This window comes from Paraburkholderia sp. GAS41 (genome assembly GCF_050436545.1).
Lineage (GTDB): Bacteria > Pseudomonadota > Gammaproteobacteria > Burkholderiales > Burkholderiaceae > Paraburkholderia.
The window spans coordinates 25,711-45,257 of sequence record NZ_JBNDMK010000020.1 but is presented as its reverse complement, the minus strand read 5'-3'; the positions used below and the strand labels follow the sequence as shown (position 1 = coordinate 45,257).

At 63.2% G+C, this 19,547-nt stretch carries 19 protein-coding genes; 6 read left to right on the top strand and 13 right to left on the bottom strand.

All coding sequences use genetic code 11. From position 1 onward, the window contains the following. Nucleotides 1-37: 37 nt before the first annotated feature. Nucleotides 38-631 carry a nitroreductase family protein gene (locus P3T43_RS24430; RefSeq protein ID WP_429283620.1) on the top strand — a complete coding sequence of 198 codons (594 nt, stop codon included), beginning with the start codon at nt 38-40 and terminating at the stop codon, nt 629-631. A 100-nt stretch (nt 632-731) separates the two neighbouring features. Here P3T43_RS24430 and P3T43_RS24425 read toward each other — a convergent pair whose 3' ends face one another. Then, nucleotides 732-2,204: an MFS transporter gene (locus tag P3T43_RS24425; RefSeq protein ID WP_429283619.1), complete on the bottom strand. Its 1,473-nt coding sequence runs from the start codon at nt 2,202-2,204 to the stop codon at nt 732-734. Nucleotides 2,205-2,429: 225 nt separating this feature from the next. Here P3T43_RS24425 and P3T43_RS24420 point away from each other — a divergent pair, with 225 nt between their 5' ends. Next, on the top strand, nt 2,430-3,680 hold the full coding sequence (locus P3T43_RS24420) for an Hsp70 family protein (protein ID WP_429283618.1): 1,251 nt from the start codon (nt 2,430-2,432) through the stop codon (nt 3,678-3,680). Nucleotides 3,681-3,864: 184 nt separating this feature from the next. Here P3T43_RS24420 and P3T43_RS24415 read toward each other — a convergent pair whose 3' ends face one another. Further along, nucleotides 3,865-4,068: a cold-shock protein gene (locus P3T43_RS24415; RefSeq protein WP_007180251.1), complete on the bottom strand. Its 204-nt coding sequence runs from the start codon at nt 4,066-4,068 to the stop codon at nt 3,865-3,867. Nucleotides 4,069-4,698: 630 nt separating this feature from the next. Here P3T43_RS24415 and P3T43_RS24410 point away from each other — a divergent pair. Next, nucleotides 4,699-6,294 carry an APC family permease gene (locus P3T43_RS24410; protein WP_429283617.1) on the top strand — a complete coding sequence of 532 codons (1,596 nt, stop codon included), beginning with the start codon at nt 4,699-4,701 and terminating at the stop codon, nt 6,292-6,294. A 134-nt stretch (nt 6,295-6,428) separates the two neighbouring features. Here the strand turns inward: P3T43_RS24410 and P3T43_RS24405 are convergent, their stop codons facing one another. From P3T43_RS24405 to P3T43_RS24375, 7 genes are all read right to left on the bottom strand, one after another. Continuing rightward, on the bottom strand, nt 6,429-7,214 hold the full coding sequence (locus P3T43_RS24405; protein WP_429283616.1) for a DODA-type extradiol aromatic ring-opening family dioxygenase: 786 nt from the start codon (nt 7,212-7,214) through the stop codon (nt 6,429-6,431). A gap of 112 nt (nt 7,215-7,326) precedes the next feature. Then, nucleotides 7,327-7,953, bottom strand: coding sequence for a UbiX family flavin prenyltransferase (locus P3T43_RS24400; RefSeq protein WP_429283615.1), 627 nt, complete (start codon nt 7,951-7,953; stop codon nt 7,327-7,329). Between the two features lie 33 nt (nt 7,954-7,986). Beyond that, nucleotides 7,987-8,298 carry a Grx4 family monothiol glutaredoxin gene (grxD, locus tag P3T43_RS24395; RefSeq protein ID WP_429283614.1) on the bottom strand — a complete coding sequence of 104 codons (312 nt, stop codon included), beginning with the start codon at nt 8,296-8,298 and terminating at the stop codon, nt 7,987-7,989. A gap of 85 nt (nt 8,299-8,383) precedes the next feature. Continuing rightward, nucleotides 8,384-9,247 carry a peptide chain release factor N(5)-glutamine methyltransferase gene (prmC, locus tag P3T43_RS24390; RefSeq protein ID WP_429283613.1) on the bottom strand — a complete coding sequence of 288 codons (864 nt, stop codon included), beginning with the start codon at nt 9,245-9,247 and terminating at the stop codon, nt 8,384-8,386. Nucleotides 9,248-9,279: 32 nt separating this feature from the next. After that, entirely contained in the window at nt 9,280-10,362 is a 1,083-nt protein-coding gene (prfA, locus tag P3T43_RS24385; RefSeq protein WP_429283612.1) for a peptide chain release factor 1, read from the bottom strand. A 120-nt stretch (nt 10,363-10,482) separates the two neighbouring features. Further along, nucleotides 10,483-11,769 carry a glutamyl-tRNA reductase gene (gene hemA, locus P3T43_RS24380; protein WP_429283611.1) on the bottom strand — a complete coding sequence of 429 codons (1,287 nt, stop codon included), beginning with the start codon at nt 11,767-11,769 and terminating at the stop codon, nt 10,483-10,485. A gap of 65 nt (nt 11,770-11,834) precedes the next feature. Beyond that, nucleotides 11,835-12,542 carry a response regulator transcription factor gene (locus P3T43_RS24375; RefSeq protein ID WP_429283610.1) on the bottom strand — a complete coding sequence of 236 codons (708 nt, stop codon included), beginning with the start codon at nt 12,540-12,542 and terminating at the stop codon, nt 11,835-11,837. A 194-nt stretch (nt 12,543-12,736) separates the two neighbouring features. On the opposite strand from P3T43_RS24375, the gene P3T43_RS24370 reads away from it, so the two are divergent. From P3T43_RS24370 to P3T43_RS24360, 3 genes are read left to right on the top strand one after another with little or no spacing between them, the layout of a single operon-like run. Continuing rightward, complete coding sequence (locus P3T43_RS24370; protein WP_429283609.1) at nt 12,737-12,991, top strand: hypothetical protein; 255 nt, start codon at nt 12,737-12,739, stop codon at nt 12,989-12,991. A 19-nt stretch (nt 12,992-13,010) separates the two neighbouring features. Continuing rightward, nucleotides 13,011-14,825, top strand: coding sequence for an aminopeptidase P family protein (locus P3T43_RS24365; protein ID WP_429283608.1), 1,815 nt, complete (start codon nt 13,011-13,013; stop codon nt 14,823-14,825). A 55-nt stretch (nt 14,826-14,880) separates the two neighbouring features. Beyond that, nucleotides 14,881-15,504 (top strand): HAD family hydrolase, encoded by a 624-nt coding sequence (locus P3T43_RS24360; protein ID WP_429283607.1) that lies wholly within the window; start codon nt 14,881-14,883, stop codon nt 15,502-15,504. A 103-nt stretch (nt 15,505-15,607) separates the two neighbouring features. On the opposite strand, the gene P3T43_RS24355 is transcribed toward P3T43_RS24360, so the two are convergent. The 4 genes from P3T43_RS24355 to P3T43_RS24340 form a co-directional block, all read right to left on the bottom strand. Next, nucleotides 15,608-16,336 (bottom strand): SDR family NAD(P)-dependent oxidoreductase, encoded by a 729-nt coding sequence (locus P3T43_RS24355; RefSeq protein WP_429283606.1) that lies wholly within the window; start codon nt 16,334-16,336, stop codon nt 15,608-15,610. Nucleotides 16,337-16,399: 63 nt separating this feature from the next. Beyond that, a complete protein-coding gene (locus P3T43_RS24350) occupies nt 16,400-17,701 on the bottom strand; it encodes an MFS transporter (RefSeq protein WP_429283605.1) in 1,302 nt (433 codons plus the stop codon). A gap of 56 nt (nt 17,702-17,757) precedes the next feature. Next, nucleotides 17,758-18,285, bottom strand: a complete 528-nt coding sequence (locus P3T43_RS24345; protein WP_429283604.1) for a 2,4'-dihydroxyacetophenone dioxygenase family protein — start codon at nt 18,283-18,285, stop codon at nt 17,758-17,760. Nucleotides 18,286-18,412: 127 nt separating this feature from the next. After that, the gene (locus tag P3T43_RS24340) at nt 18,413-19,534 is read right to left on the bottom strand and encodes a DUF748 domain-containing protein (RefSeq protein WP_429283603.1); all 1,122 of its coding nucleotides are present in this window, start codon (nt 19,532-19,534) and stop codon (nt 18,413-18,415) included. Nucleotides 19,535-19,547 lie beyond the last annotated feature (13 nt).

Here is a 19,547-nt window from a genome sequence, read left to right as displayed (position 1 = left end):
CCGCCCGACGTTCATGTATTTCGACTGAGAGAAGCGCATGGCCAACAAACCCGCCCCAACCGCAGTTCCCCTTCATGAACTGATTGCAGGTCGCTGGAGCCCGCGCGCGTATTCGAGCGAGCCGGTCAGCCGCGACCATCTGCATGCGGTTCTTGAAGCGGCCCGCTGGGCGCCTTCGTCGTATAACTCGCAGCCGTGGCGTTTCGTGGTGTTCGATCGCAGCACGGACGAAGTGTCGTTCAAGCGCGCATTCGCCACGTTGGTGCCGTTCAACCAGGGCTGGAACGGCCCGGCGCCGGTACTGATTGCCGTGACCACGCATACGCTCAACAGCAAGGGTGAAGTGAACCGCTGCGCATCCTACGATGCCGGCGCCGCCGCGATGGCACTGGTGTTGCAAGCCCACGCGCTGGGGCTCGCCGCCCACCAGATGAGCGGCTTCGACGTCCCGGCATTTCGCAAGGCGTTCGCCATTCCCGACGATATCGACGTGATCTCCATGATTTCAGTCGGCCACTACGGCGAAGTCGAAAAGCTCGACCCGGTGCTGCGCGAGCGTGAGAAGTCGGTGCGTACGCGTTTGCCGCTCGGCGAGATCGCTTACAACGGCGTGTGGAAGAAAGCGTTCTAAGTGCTTTGACCGAGGTGACGCGCCATGCCGGCTTTCATGGCATAGCGAGTCAGAGGACGAGAAACGCGCGGTCTGTTCACTCAGACCGCGCGTTTTTTGTTCACTCGCCGTCGGCCAGCGCCGATAGCGGTGCCGCGACGCTTTCGAGCGATTTCCGCTCGGCATCGACGCCCCAGATCGCCGCCACCACTGCCGCGCCCACCATGAGCGCCGAGCCGACCAGATAACCCGTGAAGACCTCGCTGCGTTGATGGGTATCGATCAGTCGTCCGAAGAATGCGGGGCCGGCAATGCCGCCGAGCGCGGTACCGAACGCGTAGAACACGGCAATCGCCAGCGCGCGGATCTCCAGCGGAAATGATTCGCTCACGGTCAGATAAGCCGAACTGGCTGCCGCCGAGGCGAAGAAGAAAACCACCATCCACGCGGCGGTTTGCGTCACGACAGTGAGCAGATTCTGTTCGAACAGATAACCGCTAAGGGTGAGCAGAATTCCGGAAAGCGCGTAGGTTGTCGCGATCATCGTGCGCCGGCCGATGACATCGAAGAGGCGCCCCAACAGCAGCGGCCCGAGAAAATTCCCCAGCGCGAACGGCAGCAGATACCAGCCAATATGATCGCCCGGCACGTGATAGAAATCGGTGAGCACCAGCGCATAGGTGAAGAAGATCGCGTTGTAGAAGAACGCCTGCGCGGTCATCATCGAAAGTCCGACCAGCGCGCGGCGCCGGTGCAACGTGAAAATCACGTGGAAGACTTCGCCAAGCGGCGTGTGGTCCCGTATGCGCAGGCGCAGGCGGGTGAGCGGCTGATCCGTCAACCGATGTCCGGCGCGGCGAAAGCGCGCCTCGATATCTTCGACGATCGTTGTTGCCTCACGCGCCGCGCCATGCGTGAGCAGCCAGCGGGGGCTTTCGGGGACCCAGGCTCGCATCGGCAGAATGGCCAGCGCCAGCACCGCGCCGATGAAGAAGCACGCACGCCAGCCCCAGTCGGAGGGCAGCAGGTGCGGATCGAGCAGCACCAGCGAGCCGGTCGCGCCCAGCGCGGCGCCCACCCAGAACGTGCCGTTGATGCCCAGATCGGTCCAGCCGCGGACGCGCGCCGGGGTGAATTCCTGGATCGTCGAGTTGATGGCGGTGTACTCGCCGCCAATACCGGCACCGGTGAGGAAGCGAAACAGCAGGAAGCTCGCCAGATTCCACGACAGCGCCGTGGCCGCTGTGGCGGCCAGATAGAGCGTCAGCGTGATAAAGAACAGCTTGCGCCGGCCGAGCCGGTCGGTAAGCCAGCCGAAGCCTAGCGCGCCGAGCACCGCCCCGGCGATATAGGCGCTTCCGGTCAGGCCGACTTCACTGTTGGTAAAGTGCAGCGTCGGGCTGCCCTTCAGGGCGCTTGCCACCGCGCCTGCCAACGTCACCTCGAGACCGTCGAGCAGCCACGTCACTCCAAGGGCGACTACGATCAGCGAATGGAATTGCCCCCAAGGCAGACGGTCGAGTCGCGACGGCAGGTCGGTTTCGATCACGGTGCGGGGATTTTCCTGCACCGCTGCGGCAGGCAGTTCGGTCATTGCATCAAGTCTCCCGACGTTAGGTAATTTGAATGGCGTATCCTGTGCGAATGAGCAATTTTCGTTCCCCTGAACGCGCGCACGTTTGCGTATCCCTCCACCGGCAGAACCCGGGTCCGTCCCGCGTTTTGCCGCTTTCTGTTGCAGTTGATACGCGCCGCATTTTCGTGATACAAAGCCCGTCCCCTTTCTGTCCGCGCCAGCCGTGAGCGGCGATTTCCTGCCATGACCTATTGCGCGATTGACTTCGGCACCTCGAATTCGGCAGTCGCCGTGCCAGACGGCACAGCGTTGCGGCTTGCGCCAGTCGAGGGCGCCTACACGACGCTGCCCACCGCCGTCTTCTTCAACACCGACGATAACTCTCGCGGCTTCGGCCGCGCTGCGCTCGAAGCCTATATCGACGGCTTCGACGGGCGGCTGATGCGCTCGATGAAGAGCATCCTCGGCTCGCCGCTGGCGGAAAACTCCACCGACCTGGGCGACGGCTCGGCGATCAAGTACACCGAAGTGATCGCGATTTTCGTCGATCACCTGAAGCGCTCGGCGGAAGCCCGCGCCGGTGGCCCGATCAGCCGCGCGGTGCTGGGCCGCCCGGTGTTCTTCGTTGACGATGATCCGCGCGCCGACCAGCTCGCGCAACAGCAACTGGAAGCGGCCGCGCGCTCGGTGGGCTTGAAGGAGATTCACTTCCAGTACGAGCCGATTGCCGCCGCGTTCGACTACGAGTCGCACTTGACCGAAGAAGGGCTGGTGCTGGTGGCCGATATTGGTGGCGGCACCTCGGACTTCTCGCTAGTGCGGGTCGGGCCGGAGCGCGTCAAACGCGTCGAACGCAAGGACGACGTGCTGGCGCATCACGGCGTGCACGTGGCCGGCACGGACTTCGACCGCCGCGTCGAACTCGCCACCATCCTGCGGGAACTCGGCTATCAGACGCTGGATCCGGAAGGGCGCGAGATTCCGAACCGGGTCTATTTCGACCTTGCCACGTGGCATCTGATCAACACGGTTTACGCCCCTAAGCGGGTGAGCGAACTGGCGTTGATGCGGCATCTGTTTACTAACACGCGCCACCACGATCGCCTGATCCGGGTGGTCGACCGGCGTTTGGGCCACGCGCTCGCGGCGCACGCCGAAGAAGCGAAGATTGGCGTCGCGGCGGGCGGCGAGACGATGATCGATCTGGAACTGGTGGAAGAGGATCTGCGTCTCGCGTTCGACGAAGCGCAATTGATCAAGGCAGGTGGCGACGAGACGCTGCGCATCGTGCAGGCAGCGCGGGATACGGTACAGGCGGCAGGTGTGGCGTCGCGCGACGTGGGCGCGATCTACTTCACCGGCGGCTCGACTGGACTTGCGTTTCTATCGGGTGCGCTGTCCGCTGCGTTTCCGGATGCGCGGCCGGTGTTTGGCGATCGCCTCGCGAGCGTTGCCACGGGCCTGGGCATTCACGCGCGGCGTGTATTCGGATAAGAAGCGGTTAAGCGGCTTGCGTGGGGCGTCTCAACCGGCGCGTCGCGCTACCGGAGACATTATGGTCAAGTGATTTCAATATCACTTCGCTTCACCTAAAGCGCTTTCCACGCCATTTACATCAGACATAAAAAAACCCCGCGGCGAGGCGGGGTTTTTCGCGTCCAGAGAAGGAAGCGCGCGCTTACACCGGCTTGATGTTAGCTGCTTGCTTGCCCTTCGGGCCCGTCTTCACTTCAAACGTGACCTTTTGGTTCTCTTGCAGCGTCTTGAAGCCTTCCGTGCGGATTTCCGAGAAATGCGCGAACAGATCTTCACCGCCGCCGTCGGGAGTGATGAAGCCAAAGCCCTTTGCGTCATTGAACCACTTGACGGTACCGGTTTCCATATTACTTGTTCCTAAAGATGGTAAATAAGGCCGAAGCCCGTTGGGTGCATGAAAATCAAGGAAGGGGGTAATGGGACCAACCGGAGTACCGTTGATGGGCGAACTACGAAAGACCGATTCACTCGCCGCTTGAAATCCTGCCCGAACGTTATACGGCGATTTTGAGAGAAGGTCAACAGTCTCTGCACATCTTTACAAGGTTTTTAGAGATGGACACCGTGGGTGCCTGTAAATCTTGCAACTATCCTGATTTTTTGCTAGGGATAACCCTAGCCTTCGCTGCAATCTGGCGGTGCAACCGTTAAACTACGCGCCGCGCGCTTGGGTTGCACCTGATGTCAGGTAACCCCCTTCGGCGCATCATGGCCGTCACCCCGTCTCCAGCGTTACAAGCAATGCCGCGGTGCCGACATGTTTCTGACGCAAGTTGCATGGATCGGAGTCAGTGCCTGCACACGACCCGAGTCACGGGCTTTGCATGGAACCAGAGTGCGGCTCTTCGCATGGGACCCGAGTCGCGAGCTAACGCGCGAATTCGGGCCGACAGCCGAGTGCAAACCCCTGGTCGCCAAGCAAGCGCGAACTTGGAGCGAGGGCTAAAGTGCTAACTCCGGCCAACAAGGAGAAGACGTGAAAAGTTCTATTCAACGGAACATAGGTCCGTTCGCGCTGCTGCTCACCGGTCTTGGCTCGATCATCGGATCGGGCTGGCTGTTCGGAGCGTGGAAGGCGGCAAAAATCGCGGGCCCCGCAGCCGTTTGTGCCTGGGTTATCGGCGCAGTGGTGATTCTGGCGATTGCACTCACATACGCGGAACTTGGCGCGATGTTTCCCGAGTCGGGCGGCATGGTGCGCTATGCGCGTTATTCGCACGGCGCGTTGGTCGGGTTCATTAGCGCATGGGCAAACTGGATCGCCATCGTCTCGGTGATTCCAATTGAAGCAGAAGCTTCGATTCAATACATGAGTACCTGGCCATATCTATGGGCGCATGCATTGTTCGTCGACGGGTCATTAACCACGAATGGGTTATTACTCTCGGCGATCCTCGTGATTATCTATTTCATGCTGAACTATTGGGGTGTGAAGCTGTTTGCACGCGCCAATTCGACGATCACGATCTTCAAGTTTGTGATTCCCGCAGCGACGATTGCCGGTTTGATGGCCACCGGTTTTCACCACGAGAACTTCGGCGAGGCGAGCACGTTCGCTCCGTACGGCTGGTCGGCGGTGTTTACGGCGGTTGCGACGAGCGGCATCGTATTCGCGTTCAACGGTTTCCAAAGCCCGGTCAACCTGGCTGGCGAAGCGCGTAATCCGTCGCGTAGCGTGCCGTTTGCGGTAATCGGCTCGATCCTGCTCGCGCTGGTGATCTACGTGTTGCTGCAGATTGCGTATATCGGCGCGGTCAATCCGGCTGACGTGGCGAAGGGCTGGAGTCATCTGACCTTCGCGTCGCCGTTCGCTGAACTGGCGATCGCACTGAACCTGAACTGGCTGGCGTTTCTGTTGTACGTGGACGCGTTCGTTAGCCCGAGTGGCACGGGCACCACCTACATGGCGACGACGAGCCGCATGATCTACGCCATGGAGCGCAATAACACCATGCCGAAAATGTTCGGCAACGTGCACCCGCTCTACGGCGTGCCGCGCCAGGCGATGTGGTTCAACCTGCTGGTGTCGTTCATCTTCCTGTTCTTCTTCCGCGGCTGGAGCTCGCTGGCGGCCGTGATTTCGGTGGCGACGGTGATTTCGTACCTGACGGGTCCGATCAGCCTGATGGCGCTGCGCCGTGCGGCAGCGGATCTGGATCATCCGCTGCGTATCGCCGGGATGAAGGTCATCGCGCCGTTCGCGTTCGTCTGTGCGTCGATGGTGCTGTTCTGGGCGAAGTGGCCGCTGACCGGCGAAATCATTCTGCTGATGATCGTCGCGCTGCCGGTATATCTGTACTTCCAGGCCAAGTCGGGCTTCAGCGGTTACTCGCGCGACCTGAAAGCTGCCTGGTGGCTGGTGGCATACCTGCCGGTCATGGCGGTCCTGTCGCTGATTGGTAGCAAGCAGTTCGGCGGCCACGGTGTTCTGCCGTACGGCTGGGACATGCTGGTCGTCGCGCTGGTCGCACTGGTCTTTTATTACTGGGGCGTTCACTCCGGTTACCGCAGCGATTACCTCGACGAGCGTGACGTCCACGACGAAGTGCTCGAAGGAATGGGCGCGCACTGATTGCAAGCGCGCCGCTGAACGTAGTCCCGGAGGCTGCGTACGGGATGCAAAAAAGCCCGCCTGAATGAAGTCAGGCGGGCTTTTTGTTTTCTCGGCGCGGCATGGAGCCGGCGGCGTGCCTTGTGCGCGTGGGCTTACACCGTGCCGAACACGTAGTTCGTCATGGCCAGCGCTTTCTGGAACGTCCCAAGCGACTGAATCCCCAAGGTGTAGTCGTCGTCCGCCGCGCCGAGTGCGGCAAATACCGGCAGCAGATGCTCGTCGGTCGGGTGCATCAGCACGGCGTGCGGCGCTTGCCGACGATAGTCGAGGAGCGCATCGGTATCGTGCGCGGTTAGCTTCGCTTCGAACCAGTCGGTGAATTCGACGACACGTGGATCGGCGTCTTCCGGTCGCGCGGAAAAGTCGGCAGCGCGCAGATTGTGGGTGATCTGGCCGGAGCCGATCACCATCACGCCGTCGTCGCGCAGCGCCCGCAGCGCGCGGCCGATCCGAAAGTGGTGAGCGGCATCCATGTGCGGCTGGATCGATAGTTGTGCCACCGGCACGTCCGCGTGCGGGAACATCAACAGCATCGGCACCCACGCGCCGTGATCGAGACCGTGCGTCTGCGTGTCGGCCGTGAAACCGTGCTCGTTGAGCATGGCGGCGGCTCTGCGCGCGACCTCCGGTGCGCCCGGTGCCGGGTATTGGATCTCGTATAGCTGGCGCGGGAAGCCGTAAAAATCGTGAATCGTTTCCGGCTGGGCGGCGGTGCTCGCCAGCGGCTGGACAGTGCCCCAGTGAGCCGACAGCATCAGGACGGCTTCAGGGCGCGGCACCTGGGTGGACAGCGCAGCGAATTCGGCCCGCGGCATGGAGGGGTCGATCGGCAGCGTCGGGGCGCCGTGGGACAGGAACAGCGAGGGTAAGCGGATCATGGCAGCAAACTCCGCAGCGAGTGCGGCTCGTAAGTTGGGTTGCCATGAATATACGGCCGCACTGTCGTTTGATAAACAGGCGAAACCAGAATTGATTGCGTCGCTGCGGTTGTTAATCGGTAGACGGTGCCGCGCCTTGTTCGGCCGACACGTTGCGCAGCCCCGGCCACGCGGGCGCGAGTGCCGGTCCTAAGGCGAACAGATCCAGCACGCGCGCGACGGAGTGATCGATCATCTCGTCGATCGAGGCGGGCCGGTTATAGAACGCGGGCAGCGGCGGAAAGATAATGCCGCCCATTTCGGTGACGGCGGTCATGTTGCGCAGATGCGCGAGGTTAAACGGCGCTTCGCGCACCATCAGGACGAGGCGGCGGCGCTCCTTGAGCGTGACGTCGGCGGCGCGGGTGATCAGATTGTCCGAGAGACCGTGGGCGACGCTGGCCAGCGTTTTCATCGAACAGGGCGCGATTATCATGCCGTCGGTCGCAAACGAGCCAGATGCGATGCTCGCGCCCACGTCGCGCACTGAATGCACGACATCTGCGAGCGCATGCAGGTCTTCTTTGCTTTGCTGGAGTTCGTGCTGGATGTTGAGCCAGCCGGCGCTGGAGATCAGCAGGTGGGTTTCCACGCCGCCCAGCCTGCGCAACGTTTCGAGCAAGCGGACGCCGTAAATGGCGCCGGTCGCACCGGTCATCGCGATGATCAGCCGGCGCGGCGCCGCAGCGCGTGTTTCCATGACGTGCGGCACCTGGTCTTGTCTACTGGACGATCAGACCGCGGCGAACAGTTGTTGCAGTTCGCCGTTCTGATACATCTCCATCATGATGTCCGAGCCGCCGATGAACTCGCCCTTCACGTAGAGCTGCGGAATGGTCGGCCAGTTGGAGAAGGATTTGATGCCCTGGCGGACTTCGTCGTCCTCGAGGACGTTGACGGTCTTCGGCGCGTCGACGCCGCATGCCTTCAGGATCTGAATGGCGCGGCCCGAAAAGCCGCACATCGGGAACTGCGCGGTGCCCTTCATAAAGAGGACGACGGCGTTCTCGTCGACGATTTGCTTGATGCGTTGTTGCGTATCCATGACTGACCTTGCGGTTCCGGAATAAGGTGGTGAATGGTTGAAATGATAGCGGATTTCGCCCGCTCAGGCGGGCGGCGCGCCAGTGTTACGTCTGCGCGGGCCATGTACCGCCGCTGATCCGTTCGATGCCGGCCAGATCGCGCTCGGAGCGCACCGCTGCAAAGCCCGCCGCGTCGAGCAGCGCGCGGACCGCGGCGGCCTGATCGTAGCCGTGTTCGAGCCAGAGCACGCCGCCACGCGGCGCGAATCGCGAGGGCGCATCGGCGATGATGGCGCGGATCGCGCTGAGCCCGTCTGCCTCGTCGGTCAACGCGCCGCGCGGTTCGAAGCGCAAGTCGCCTTCGGCCAGATGCGGGTCGCCACTGGCGATATACGGTGGATTGCTGACGATCACGTCAAAGCGCAGCGCGGGATCGAGCGCCGCGTACCAGTCGCTGCGCGTCATTTGCAGCGCGCCGCCGTGGCGCGATCCATCCAGCAGCCGGGCGGCGTTGCGGGCCGCGACGGCGAGCGCTTCAGCCGAACGGTCGAGCGCCCAAACCTGCGCGTCCGGCCTGACCGACGCAATCGCAATCGCAATCGCGCCGGTGCCGGTGCCGAGGTCGAGCACCGTTGGCCGCGCCATGCCCTCCAGCGCGGCAAGCGCGGTTTCGACCAGCAACTCGGTTTCCGGCCGCGGGATCAGCACCGCCGGCGTGACTTCGAAATCGAGCCCGAAGAACTCCCGCACACCGACCAGTTGTGCAACCGGCTCACCCGCCACACGCCGCGCCTCCAGCGCCTGATAGCGCGCCACCAGCGCGGCGTCGAGCGGTTCGTCGCTGCGCGTGATCAACTCGGTGCGGCGCCAGCCGAGCACGTGCCCGAGCAGGATGCGCGCTTCGAGCGGCGGCAAGGCGGAGGCGCGCAACAGGGTGGTGGCGTTATCCATGGCGGCTTGATGGGGCATGGGTTGCAAGTGCGTGCGGCGAGCGGCGGCGCCTAGTCCGCGTCGCCGAGCGAGGCTAGCAATTCGGCCTGATGCTCGGTCACCAGCGCGGCGATCAGTTCGTCGAGATCGCCGTCCATGATCGATTCGAGGCGATACAGCGTGAGGTTGATGCGGTGATCGGTGAGCCGCCCCTGCGGGAAGTTGTAGGTGCGGATGCGCTCCGAGCGGTCGCCCGAGCCGATCAGACTCTTGCGGGTCGCGGCTTCCTTGGCGTGCTGCTCGTGATACTGCTTGTCCTTGATGCGCGCGGCGAGCACCTTCAACGCGCGATCCTTGTTCTTGTGCTGCGAGCGGTCGTCCTGGCATTCGACGACGATGCCGGTGGGCAAGTGCGTCACGCGCACGGCCGAATCGGTCTTGTTGATGTGCTGGCCGCCCGCGCCGGACGCGCGAAACGTATCGATGCGCAGATCGGCCGGATTGATCTCGACCTCGCCGATTTCATCCGCCTCCGGCATGACCGCGACGGTGCACGCGGAGGTGTGGATCCGGCCTTGCGTTTCAGTTGCCGGCACGCGCTGGACCCGATGACCGCCGGATTCGAACTTGAGCTTCGAATACGCCGCCACGCCCGCGATCCGCACGATCACTTCCTTGTAGCCGCCCAGATCGGATTCGCTGGCCGACATCATTTCGACCTGCCAGCGATTGCGCTCGGCGAAGCGCAGATACATTCGCAACAGATCGCCCGCAAACAGCGCCGACTCGTCGCCGCCCGTCCCCGCGCGGATTTCGACGAAGATGTTGCGGTCGTCGTTGGGGTCTTTCGGCAACAGCATGGTCTGCAGTTCGGCGCCGAGCTTGTCCATCCGTTCGCGTGCCGCGCGGATTTCGTCTTCGGCGAAATCGCGCATCGACGCGTCGGCCAGCAGCTCTTGTGCAGTCAGTGCGTCGTTGCTCGCCTGGCGCCACAGCGCGTAATGCTCGACCACCGGGCCGAGCTCCGCGTGTTCACGCGTGAGCTTGCGGTATTGATCGAGATTCGCGGTGATGTCCTCGCGGCTCAACAGGTCGTTCAGTTCGGCCAGCCGGGTGGTGAGCTGGTCGAGCTTGCTTTGCATGCTCGTTTTCATCGGACGGTACGGAGCGGGCTCCGGAAAGGACGGCGTAACTGGGGAGGCGGGCGTGGACCCTGAAGATTGGCGCCGCCCTGCCGAAACCACATGGCGAGGCTGCGCGCGGCGGCAGCGCCGCTAACGTTCCGAAGAATCGGAGTGTTTGTAGAACCCGCCCATCAGTTCGATGAGCTTATCGCGATTCTCGCTGCTGGCGCGATTGAGCGCGTGCGTCGGACCATGAATCAGCTTGTTGGTCAGCGCCTGCGACAGCGCTTCGAGCACCGCGGCGGGATCTTCGCCGCGGGCCAGCATCTTTTGCGCGCGTTCGACTTCGGCGCGGCGCAACAGATCGGCCTGGGTGTGCATGTGGCGGATCACCGGCACGATGCTGCGCGCGTCGAGCCACTGCATGAAGTTCTGCACGCGCGTCTCGATGATGGCTTCGGCCTGGGCGACCGCCGCCTGACGCGACGCATTGCCTTCGCGCACGATGGCGCCAAGGTCGTCGACGGTATACAGAAACACGTCTTCCAGCTTGCCGACTTCCGGTTCGATGTCGCGCGGCACCGCCAGATCGACCATGAAAATGGGCCGGTGACGGCGCGCTTTCACGGCCCGCTCGACAGCGCCCAAGCCGATGATCGGCAACGTGGAGGCCGTGCACGACACGATGATGTCGAACTCGTGCATGCGGGTCGGCAATTCGGCTAGCGGAATCGCGCGGCCGTTGAAGCGTTCGGCGAGCCGCGCGCCGCGCTCGGCGGTGCGGTTCGCCACCACCAGCTCACGCGGCTTCTGGGCCGCGAAGTGGGTAGCGCACAGTTCGATCATCTCGCCCGCGCCGATGAACAGCACGCGCTGGTTCGCCACCTTGTCGAAGATGCGCTGCGCGAGACGCACGGCCGCAGCGGCCATCGAAACCGATTGCGAACCGATCTCCGTGTTACTGCGCACTTCCTTCGCCACCGCGAAGGTGCGCTGGAACAGCTGGTTCAGATAGGTGCCGAGTGCGCCGGCTTCTGACGCGGTACGCACCGCATCCTTCATTTGTCCGACGATTTGCGTTTCGCCCAGCACCATGGAATCGAGCCCCGAGGCGACCCGGAATGCGTGACGCACCGCTTCCGATTGCGGCAACGCGTACACATGCGGCGCGAGTTCGCTGACCGGCAGGTTGTGCGAGCGCGAGAACCACTGGATAGCGGCTTCGCGAACCGCATGGTCGTCGGTCGCGCAATAGAGCTCGGTGCGGTTGCAGGTGGAGAGAATCGCGGCTTCAGGGGCCGTCCGGGCGCTGGGGCCGAGCCAGATTTCCTTGAAGGTCGCCAGTGCAGGTTTGATCTGTTCGAGCGGAAATGCCACGCGTTCGCGCAAGGCGACGGGCGCGGTGTGGTGATTGATTCCGATCGTTAGAAGCTGCATATGCGGGGCTATGGTTTAGCGCAATATTATAGCGTTTTCGCAGTTCTTTCAGATTGCGCACCGCCTCAGGCCCCGGCGCCGGCCTCCAGCGGGATCGCGTCGAGCTGGTAACCGTAGCCGTAGAGCGGCGTCAGACAGTAGCCGTGCTCGGGTCGCAACTGCAATTTGGTGCGCACCCGCGACGCATGCGTATCCAGCGTGCGCGACCTTACGTCACGCCGGCGCGCCCACACTGTTTCAAGGATATGCGCGCGCGACACCGGTCGCGCCACATTGTTGAACAGCAGCAGCGCAAAGCGGAACTCCTTGGGGGTTAGTGCCACTGTCTGCCCGTGAAATGTAACGGTAAAGTTCGCAGCGTCGAACACATAGCCGCCGAACACATCGCAGCGGCGATTGGACGGACGGCGCAGACCGGCGCGGCGCAAGAGGGCTTCGACGCGGGCGAGCATTTCGGGGCCGCGCACCGGTTTCGTCAGGCAATCGTCGGCACCGGCGTTCAATGCTGCAACAATCTCGCTTTCGCGCGGGGAAGACATGAGCATGATGACCGGCAGACCGGGGAGAATACTGCGGGCGCGGGGAATGACGTCTTCGGCGGGGCGATCGCCGGCCCAGCTTTCGGTCAGCAGCAGATCGAAGAACTGGCTGGGTGCGCTTGCGAGAAACGGTGTGCTGGCGATGAAATGCTGACAGGCGTGGCCGCCGGCAAAAATCAGTTTGTCGACGAGTTCGGCGTGACGTACGTCAGGTTCGATGAGGGCGATTCGCATGGGACGCGCTTTTCAGCGTGGCGGGCGCGGGCGGCGAACCTTACGGCTTGCCTAAATATGACCCCGGCCCCTAAACTCAACCGCTACGCGGAAAGCGCCGTGCTGACCTTTATAGTTAACGAGACAAAAATGCTAGCTGTCCTAACGCCTGGAGCCTATGAGAGGAGTCTGAAAGTGAGGGAGGTTCCACACTGATGGGTTGGCCCGGTATCGTGTTGCTGGGTGCGGTGATTGGCCTCGCGGGCTGGTGGCTGCATCCGCTGCGGCGGACCAGCCGCACACGTTTCTGGGTGGCGTTGCTGGCTGGTGTGCTGGGCGCAGCGTTCGCCTGCCTGGCCGGCAACGTAGTGGGTCTTTTCCATGACGGCGATACGCTTGAATGGCCGGTCTGTACGGCTGTCTCGCTAATCGCCGTTGCCGTGACGGTCGGCTTGTTCTCCCGTCGATGAACATATGCAGGTGAATCCGATGAATGCCCGACTTCCCGAAACCTCTTCTATTCCTGAGCGTATCGCTCACCTGCGCGGCGCAATGGCGCGCGAAGGCATCTCCGCGTATCTGGTCCCGTCTGCTGATCCGCATCTGTCCGAGTATTTGCCCGGACGTTGGCAGGGGCGGCAATGGCTCTCCGGTTTTACCGGCTCGGCCGGCACGTTGATCGTCACGGACGGCTTTGCCGGCGTGTGGACCGATAGCCGTTACTGGGAGCAGGCCGAAGCGCAATTGGCCGGCACCGGAGTCCAATTGATGAAGATGCTGGCGGGCCAGCAATCGCAACCGCACTTCGAATGGCTCGCGCAGAACGTGGCGGCCGGCGGCACGGTCGGCGTCGACGGCGCGGTGCTTGGCGTGGCCGCAGCCCGCTCGCTGAGCTCGGCGTTGGGCGCGTACGGTGTGAAACTGCGCACGGACATCGATCTGTTCGACGCGATCTGGCCGCAGCGTCCCTCGCTGCCCACCGAACCGGTGTTCGAACACGCCGCTCCGCATGCAACGGTCTCCCGGCTGGAAAAGCTCGGCCAGATTCGCCGCGCCATGCAGGAAAAAGGCGCGCAGTGGCACTTCGTTTCGACGCTCGACGATCTCGCGTGGCTGTTCAATCTGCGCGGCGCCGATGTCAGCTACAACCCGGTGTTCGTCGCCCATGCGCTGATCGGGCTGGAGCGCGTTTCGCTGTTCGTGGCCGAAGGCAAGGTGCCGCGGGCGCTCGCTGAAGCGCTGGCGCGCGACGGCATCCATGTCGAAGCGTATGGGCAGGCGGCCAACGCGCTCGCCGCGTTGCCGGGCGGCTCGGCCCTGTTGATCGATCCGCGCCGGATCACCTTTGGTCTGCTGCAATCGGTGCCCTCGACGGTGAAGATCGTCGAAACGGTGAATCCGTCAACGTTCCTCAAGTCGCAGAAAAGCGCGGCCGACGCCGAATACGTGCGGGCCACGATGGACCAGGACGGCGCCGCGCTGGCCGAATTCTTCGCATGGTTCGAAGGTGCACTGGGCCGCGAGACGATTACCGAACTCACCATCGACGAACGCCTCACGGCTGCGCGTACACGGCGTCCGGACTATATCTCGCTGAGCTTTGCGACGATCGCCGGCTTCAACGCGAACGGCGCCATGCCGCACTACCGCGCCACCGCCGCCGCGCACTCCACTATCGAAGGTAACGGGCTGTTGCTGATCGACTCGGGCGCGCAATACCTGACGGGCACGACCGACATCACCCGTGTCATGCCTATCGGCACGCTGAGCGACGCGCAACGGCGCGACTGCACGCTGGTGCTGAAAGGCATGATGGCGCTTTCGCGTGCGAAGTTTCCGCGCGGCATCCGTTCCCCGATGCTGGACTCGATCGCGCGGGCGCCGATCTGGGAAGCCGGAGCCGATTACGGCCATGGCACGGGCCACGGCGTCGGCTATTTCCTGAACGTGCATGAAGGCCCGCAGATCATTTCTCACTACGCGCCGGCTGACCCGTGGACGGCGATGGAAGAGGGCATGATCACCTCGGTCGAGCCGGGCATTTACCGGCCGGGCAAGTGGGGCGTGCGGATCGAAAATCTGGTGCTGAACCGCGCTGCGGAGAAGACCGAATTCGGCGATTTCCTCAATTTCGAGACGCTCACGATGTGCCCGATCGACGCACGCTGCTTCGACCTGTCGATGCTGCGCGAAGACGAGCGCGCATGGCTGAACGCGTATCACGAGACGGTGCGCACGCGCCTCGCGCCGCATGTCGCGGGTGAGGCGAAGGCCTGGCTGGAAACGCGGACGCAGGCAATTTAACGCGAGGAGTGCGACAGATGGCAGACGTGGCGGATGTGCTGGCTACGGAGTTCGCATGAGCATCAAAGCCGTGGTGTTCGATTTCGGCGGGGTGCTGATCGACTGGAGCCCCGAGTATCTCTTTCGCGAACTGATTCCGGACGAGACGGAGCGTCGATGGTTTCTGACGCATGTCTGCTCGATGGAGTGGGTGATCCGTCAGGACGGCGGCCAGCCGATCGCGGAAGGCACCGCCGAGCTGGTCGCGCGGTTTCCGGAGCACGAGCCACTCATCCGGGCGTTCTACGAGCGCTGGCACGAGATGGTTCGTGGCGTACTCGAAGACGGCGTGTCGACGCTCGACAAGCTCGACGCGGCGGGCGTCCCGCTGTTCGGTCTCACCAACTGGTCCGACGAGACGTTTCCATACGCGTGGGAGCACTTCCCGGTGTTGCGGCGCTTTCGCGATATCGTCGTGTCGGGCCGGGTCAAAATGGTGAAGCCGGATCCGGCGATTTTTGCCGAAATGCGCCAGCGTATCGAGGTGCAACTGCCCGGCATCGAGGCGCACGAGCTCGTGTTCATCGACGATAACCTCAAGAACGCCGAGGCCGCGACCGCGCTCGGCTGGCATGGCGTGCATCACACGTCTGCGGCGCAAACCGAGGCGAAGTTGCGCGAACTGGGCCTGCCGGTTTAAGCCGGAGGACGATCCGCAGCAGGCGGGTTGCACCGGACACGTGGCGACGTGGCTTGCGTACTGTGCGTTGTGAGTCGCAGGTTTCTGGCGCGCGCCGTGCCTTTCACGCCACCAGATAGCCGCCATCCACCGGCACGATCGTGCCGGTGATAAACGCCGCAGCCGGCGAGCACAAAAACACCACCGCCTGCGCGACATCGTCCGGTTCACCCCAGCGGCCAAGTGGCGTGCGTTCGAGAATCGCCCGCGAACGGCCGTCGTCGTCCTGCAGTGCCTGGGTGAGCGGCGTCGCAATCCAGCCCGGCGCGACCGCATTCACGCGGATTCCGTCCTGCGCGTAGGCGAGCGCAAGCGACTTGGTCAGTTGCGCGACGCCGCCCTTGCTCGCGCTGTACGCCGGGACGAGGCCGCCACCGAAAAAACTCAGCATCGATGCCGTATTGACGATCGTGCCGCGGCTGTTTCGCAACAGCCCGCGCGCCGCCGAACAGGCGCGCATCGTCCCCGTGAGGTTGACGTCGATCACCTGCTCGAAGACATCGATCTCGTGCTCGGCGGCACGGCGGATCACACCCGCGCAGTTCACGAGCATGTCGAGCGCGGCGAGCGAGTTGAACAGCGCGGTGACCTCGTCGTTCGAAGCGACGTCGAGCGCGGCGACCTCGATCTGCGGTCCGAGCGCGCTGCGTTGCGCGTCGGTGGGCGGGAGGCCCGCGGCGATCACCCGTGCGCCAAGCGCGGCGAACTGGCGCGCAATCCCGGCACCGATACCTTGCGTGCCGCCGGTCACGACGGCGGTCTTGCCTTTGAAGAGATCGTGCTGGAACGTCATGGCGAGTCCCCGTGCAAATAGATGGAGGGCCGAACCGGCGAAGCGCCGGATGACATCGGGCGATCACGCCAGCGTGGCGGCTGCCGCGGTGTCCGGGCGCTCGGCAATCGGCGCGCGCACCACGAAAATGTAGATCAGCGCCGCCGCGAACGACACGCCCGCGCTGATCAGAAAAGCATCCACGAACGAGTGCGTCTGCTCGACCACCACCCCTGTGATGAACGGCGCGAACGACCCGCCGAAGTAACCGCCGAAGTTCTGGATGCTGCCAAGCGAGGCCACCAGATGCCGTGGCGCTGCGACGCTGACGAGCGCCCATGCGCCGCCGCTCGCCATGTTGATGAAATACATCGCAAGCGACAGATAGACGATAGCGAGCGTGGTATTCGGCGTGTAGGCAGCGGGCACCGTGAAGACAGCCGCGAAGATCAGGCCGGTGCAGATCGGCCACTTGCGGCTGCGGATCGGCGAGACGCCACGCTCCATCAGTCCGTCGGCGACGAATCCGCTCGACAGCATGCCGAGCGTGCCGAACAGATACGGAATCGACACGATCCAGCCGGTCCTCGCGATCGACAGATGCCGTTCGTGTTCGAGGTACGCCGGCAGCCACGTGAGATAGAGCCAGACCATGTAGATCACGCCCATGAAGCCGAAGATCATGCCCCACGTGGTCCGCGAGGCGAACAGGCCGCGCCATTCCGCGCCGGTCATGCGGCGCTCGGCGCGGGCGTGGGGCTCTTCTTCGGTGAGATGGGTGAGCTCTTCCGGAGCGAGCGCGATTTCGCGCCGGTTGCGATAGACGAGGTACCAGCCGATCGCCACCGCAATGCCTAGCACGCCCATGACGATGAACATCCAGCGCCAACCGAACGCGAGCAGCAGCCCGGTCAGAATGGGCGGGGCGAGGGCCGGGCCGATGGTCGAAGAGGTGATGAAGATGCCGGTCGGCCGTCCGCGCTCGCGCAGCGAATACCATTCGCTCACGACCTTGGCGCCGGCGGGAAACTGCGGCGCTTCGCCGATCCCGAGAAAGATCCGCGCATAGAGGAATTGCTGCAGGGTCTGCACGAAGCCGCCGAACAACTGCGCCACCGACCAGACCAACATGCCGACACCGAGCATAATGCGCGCGCCGAAGCGGTCGAGCAGTGCGCCCATCGGCAATTGCGCGAAAGCGTACGAAAACGAGAATGCGGACAACAGCAGACCCATTTGCGAGGCAGACAGGCCTAGCTCGCCACTCACCGAATGATTGGCGATCGACAGCGTGCTGCGATCGAGGTAGTTGACGATGCCCGCGAGTGTCAAGAACGTCAGCGCGATCCACTGGATGCGCCGTAAGCGCGGTGTCTTGGCCTGCATGGTGGTTGTCTCCTCCGACGCTCTTTTGAGCCTATTGGATGGAATGCGGTGCGGCGCTATCTCACGAACTGATCGACGTAACTGGCGCCGAGCCCGACGTTTTCGAAGTGCTCGCGGCACATCTCGAGCTTCGTGAAGACGTCTTCATAGCCGGTGAAATTACCGTATGGATCGCAGTAGTACATCACGCCGTTCACCTGGAAGTAGGTGATCATTTCTTCGACGTCCTCGGGGACGTAGAGCGTGTGCGTCTCGCCCGGCGGCTCGAAGACGTAGCTGCCTTCGGTGGCCATCCAGTCGTGTTCGAGATAGCGCCATTTACCTTTGAGCACCAGGCCGTGCACGGCGGCTGGATGCCGATGGCGGCTCAGCACACCGGACTTGCGTACGCGCAGCAGATTCATCCAGTAGCCGGTCGAAACGTTCAGGCATAGCGGCCGGAACCAGACGTTTTCGGCTTGTGGCACCCATAGACGTTCGTCTTGAGGAATGGCCGATTCAACCACGATCTCGCGCAACGCTTCGGGCGGGTTGGCGAGCTGATACGGTGTCATCGCATCGTCGCCAGCAGAGGGAGCTGACATCGCGTCTCCTTGTCTGTCTACTATGTGGATATTTAAATCACATGATGGACAAATCGTCTGACTTTCTAGATGGGGTGTCAAGACGTGCAGACCCGGCCCGGCCTGGCGAGGTCGCCCTGCGCGGCGACTACTGCCCCAGCAGGTTTTTCAGTGCGTTGCCCAAGCCCTTGACGGTTTCCCCTGTGCCCTTGGCCACGCCTTCGACGCTCACGCCCATCATCTGCGCGAAACCGGTGCCGAGCTTGTTCAGCAGATTCTCGTTCACCGAGAATTTTGGATCGCGCAAATTGCCCTCGAGTACGAAGTGCACGGTGATGTCGCCATTGCGCGACTTCAGGGCCGCGACGGCGGCCTTGGTGGGAATCGACAGAAACGTGTCGAGCGGATTGCCGCTGTCGGCCAGCTGCAGGTGATGCAAGGTCAGCGTGCCCGGCGCGTGCAGGTGATAGTTGCTCACCGTCGATTCGACCGTCATGTCGGCCGTCCCGCCGGTGACCTGGGCTTTGGCGCCGGCCTTCTTCAGGAGGTAGGGGTCGAGCATCACGATATCGACACCCCGCAGCGTGCTGGTGGTCTGCGAATCCTTGCTGGCAATCTTCATCCAGCCGCCGAACGACACGGTGCCGGTATGCGATGGACCGACGATGTCTCCATTCACCGCGACCGTGGTGGGTTCCGTAAGCTCAGGCAGATGCAGATGGTCGACGCTTGCGTTGGCGTGGGTAACGGCCACCTTGTACGCCGGTTTGCGCACGGTGTAGTCGTAGAACTCGAAGGTGCCTTGTTCGAACGCGACGTGATCGATGAGTTTGTCCGCCGGCAGCGGCGTCTCGCCGGCAACCGCACTGCCCTCTGGACGGTTCAGCGACTCCCTGAGATTGGGCAGCAGATTGAGCGTGCCATCCGCCTCGCGCACCAATGAGAGATCAAAGCCGCTCACCACGACCGAGCGGATATGCACGCGGTTCTGGAGCAGTTCGCGGACGTCGGGGATGACGGTGATCTGGTCCGCGCTTAGCGTGTCGGGGGTGGGCCAGTCGGCTGCCCCTTTGAGGCGAACATGGGTCAGCCGCACGGAGGTAAAACCGACGTCGATGCTTTCCGCGCTGCCGAGCGGCCCGAGCGCGGCGATCACCCGTTGTTTGACCTTGTATTGCGCGAGATAGAGACCTCCGACAGCGACGACAACCAGCGCCAGCACGATGCCGGCGACGACAATGGCCACACGTCTTCCGGTCGACATCGCCATGCTTGCCTCCTCG

Bases quoted from the DNA above. Each gene is read 5' to 3' on its own strand.
- P3T43_RS24370 (WP_429283609.1), top strand. From the start codon at position 12,737: ATGGGTTGGCCCGGTATCGTGTTGCTGGGTGCGGTGATTGGCCTCGCG.
- P3T43_RS24405 (WP_429283616.1), bottom strand. From the start codon at position 7,214: ATGATCCGCTTACCCTCGCTGTTCCTGTCCCACGGCGCCCCGACGCTG.
- hemA (WP_429283611.1), bottom strand. From the start codon at position 11,769: ATGCAGCTTCTAACGATCGGAATCAATCACCACACCGCGCCCGTCGCC.
- P3T43_RS24425 (WP_429283619.1), bottom strand. From the start codon at position 2,204: ATGACCGAACTGCCTGCCGCAGCGGTGCAGGAAAATCCCCGCACCGTG.
- P3T43_RS24430 (WP_429283620.1), top strand. From the start codon at position 38: ATGGCCAACAAACCCGCCCCAACCGCAGTTCCCCTTCATGAACTGATT.
- grxD (WP_429283614.1), bottom strand. From the start codon at position 8,298: ATGGATACGCAACAACGCATCAAGCAAATCGTCGACGAGAACGCCGTC.
- P3T43_RS24350 (WP_429283605.1), bottom strand. From the start codon at position 17,701: ATGCAGGCCAAGACACCGCGCTTACGGCGCATCCAGTGGATCGCGCTG.
- prfA (WP_429283612.1), bottom strand. From the start codon at position 10,362: ATGAAAACGAGCATGCAAAGCAAGCTCGACCAGCTCACCACCCGGCTG.
- P3T43_RS24365 (WP_429283608.1), top strand. From the start codon at position 13,011: ATGAATGCCCGACTTCCCGAAACCTCTTCTATTCCTGAGCGTATCGCT.
- P3T43_RS24400 (WP_429283615.1), bottom strand. From the start codon at position 7,953: ATGGAAACACGCGCTGCGGCGCCGCGCCGGCTGATCATCGCGATGACC.
- P3T43_RS24420 (WP_429283618.1), top strand. From the start codon at position 2,430: ATGACCTATTGCGCGATTGACTTCGGCACCTCGAATTCGGCAGTCGCC.
- P3T43_RS24415 (WP_007180251.1), bottom strand. From the start codon at position 4,068: ATGGAAACCGGTACCGTCAAGTGGTTCAATGACGCAAAGGGCTTTGGC.
- P3T43_RS24360 (WP_429283607.1), top strand. From the start codon at position 14,881: ATGAGCATCAAAGCCGTGGTGTTCGATTTCGGCGGGGTGCTGATCGAC.
- prmC (WP_429283613.1), bottom strand. From the start codon at position 9,247: ATGCCCCATCAAGCCGCCATGGATAACGCCACCACCCTGTTGCGCGCC.
- P3T43_RS24345 (WP_429283604.1), bottom strand. From the start codon at position 18,285: ATGTCAGCTCCCTCTGCTGGCGACGATGCGATGACACCGTATCAGCTC.
- P3T43_RS24375 (WP_429283610.1), bottom strand. From the start codon at position 12,542: ATGCGAATCGCCCTCATCGAACCTGACGTACGTCACGCCGAACTCGTC.
- P3T43_RS24340 (WP_429283603.1), bottom strand. From the start codon at position 19,534: ATGGCGATGTCGACCGGAAGACGTGTGGCCATTGTCGTCGCCGGCATC.
- P3T43_RS24355 (WP_429283606.1), bottom strand. From the start codon at position 16,336: ATGACGTTCCAGCACGATCTCTTCAAAGGCAAGACCGCCGTCGTGACC.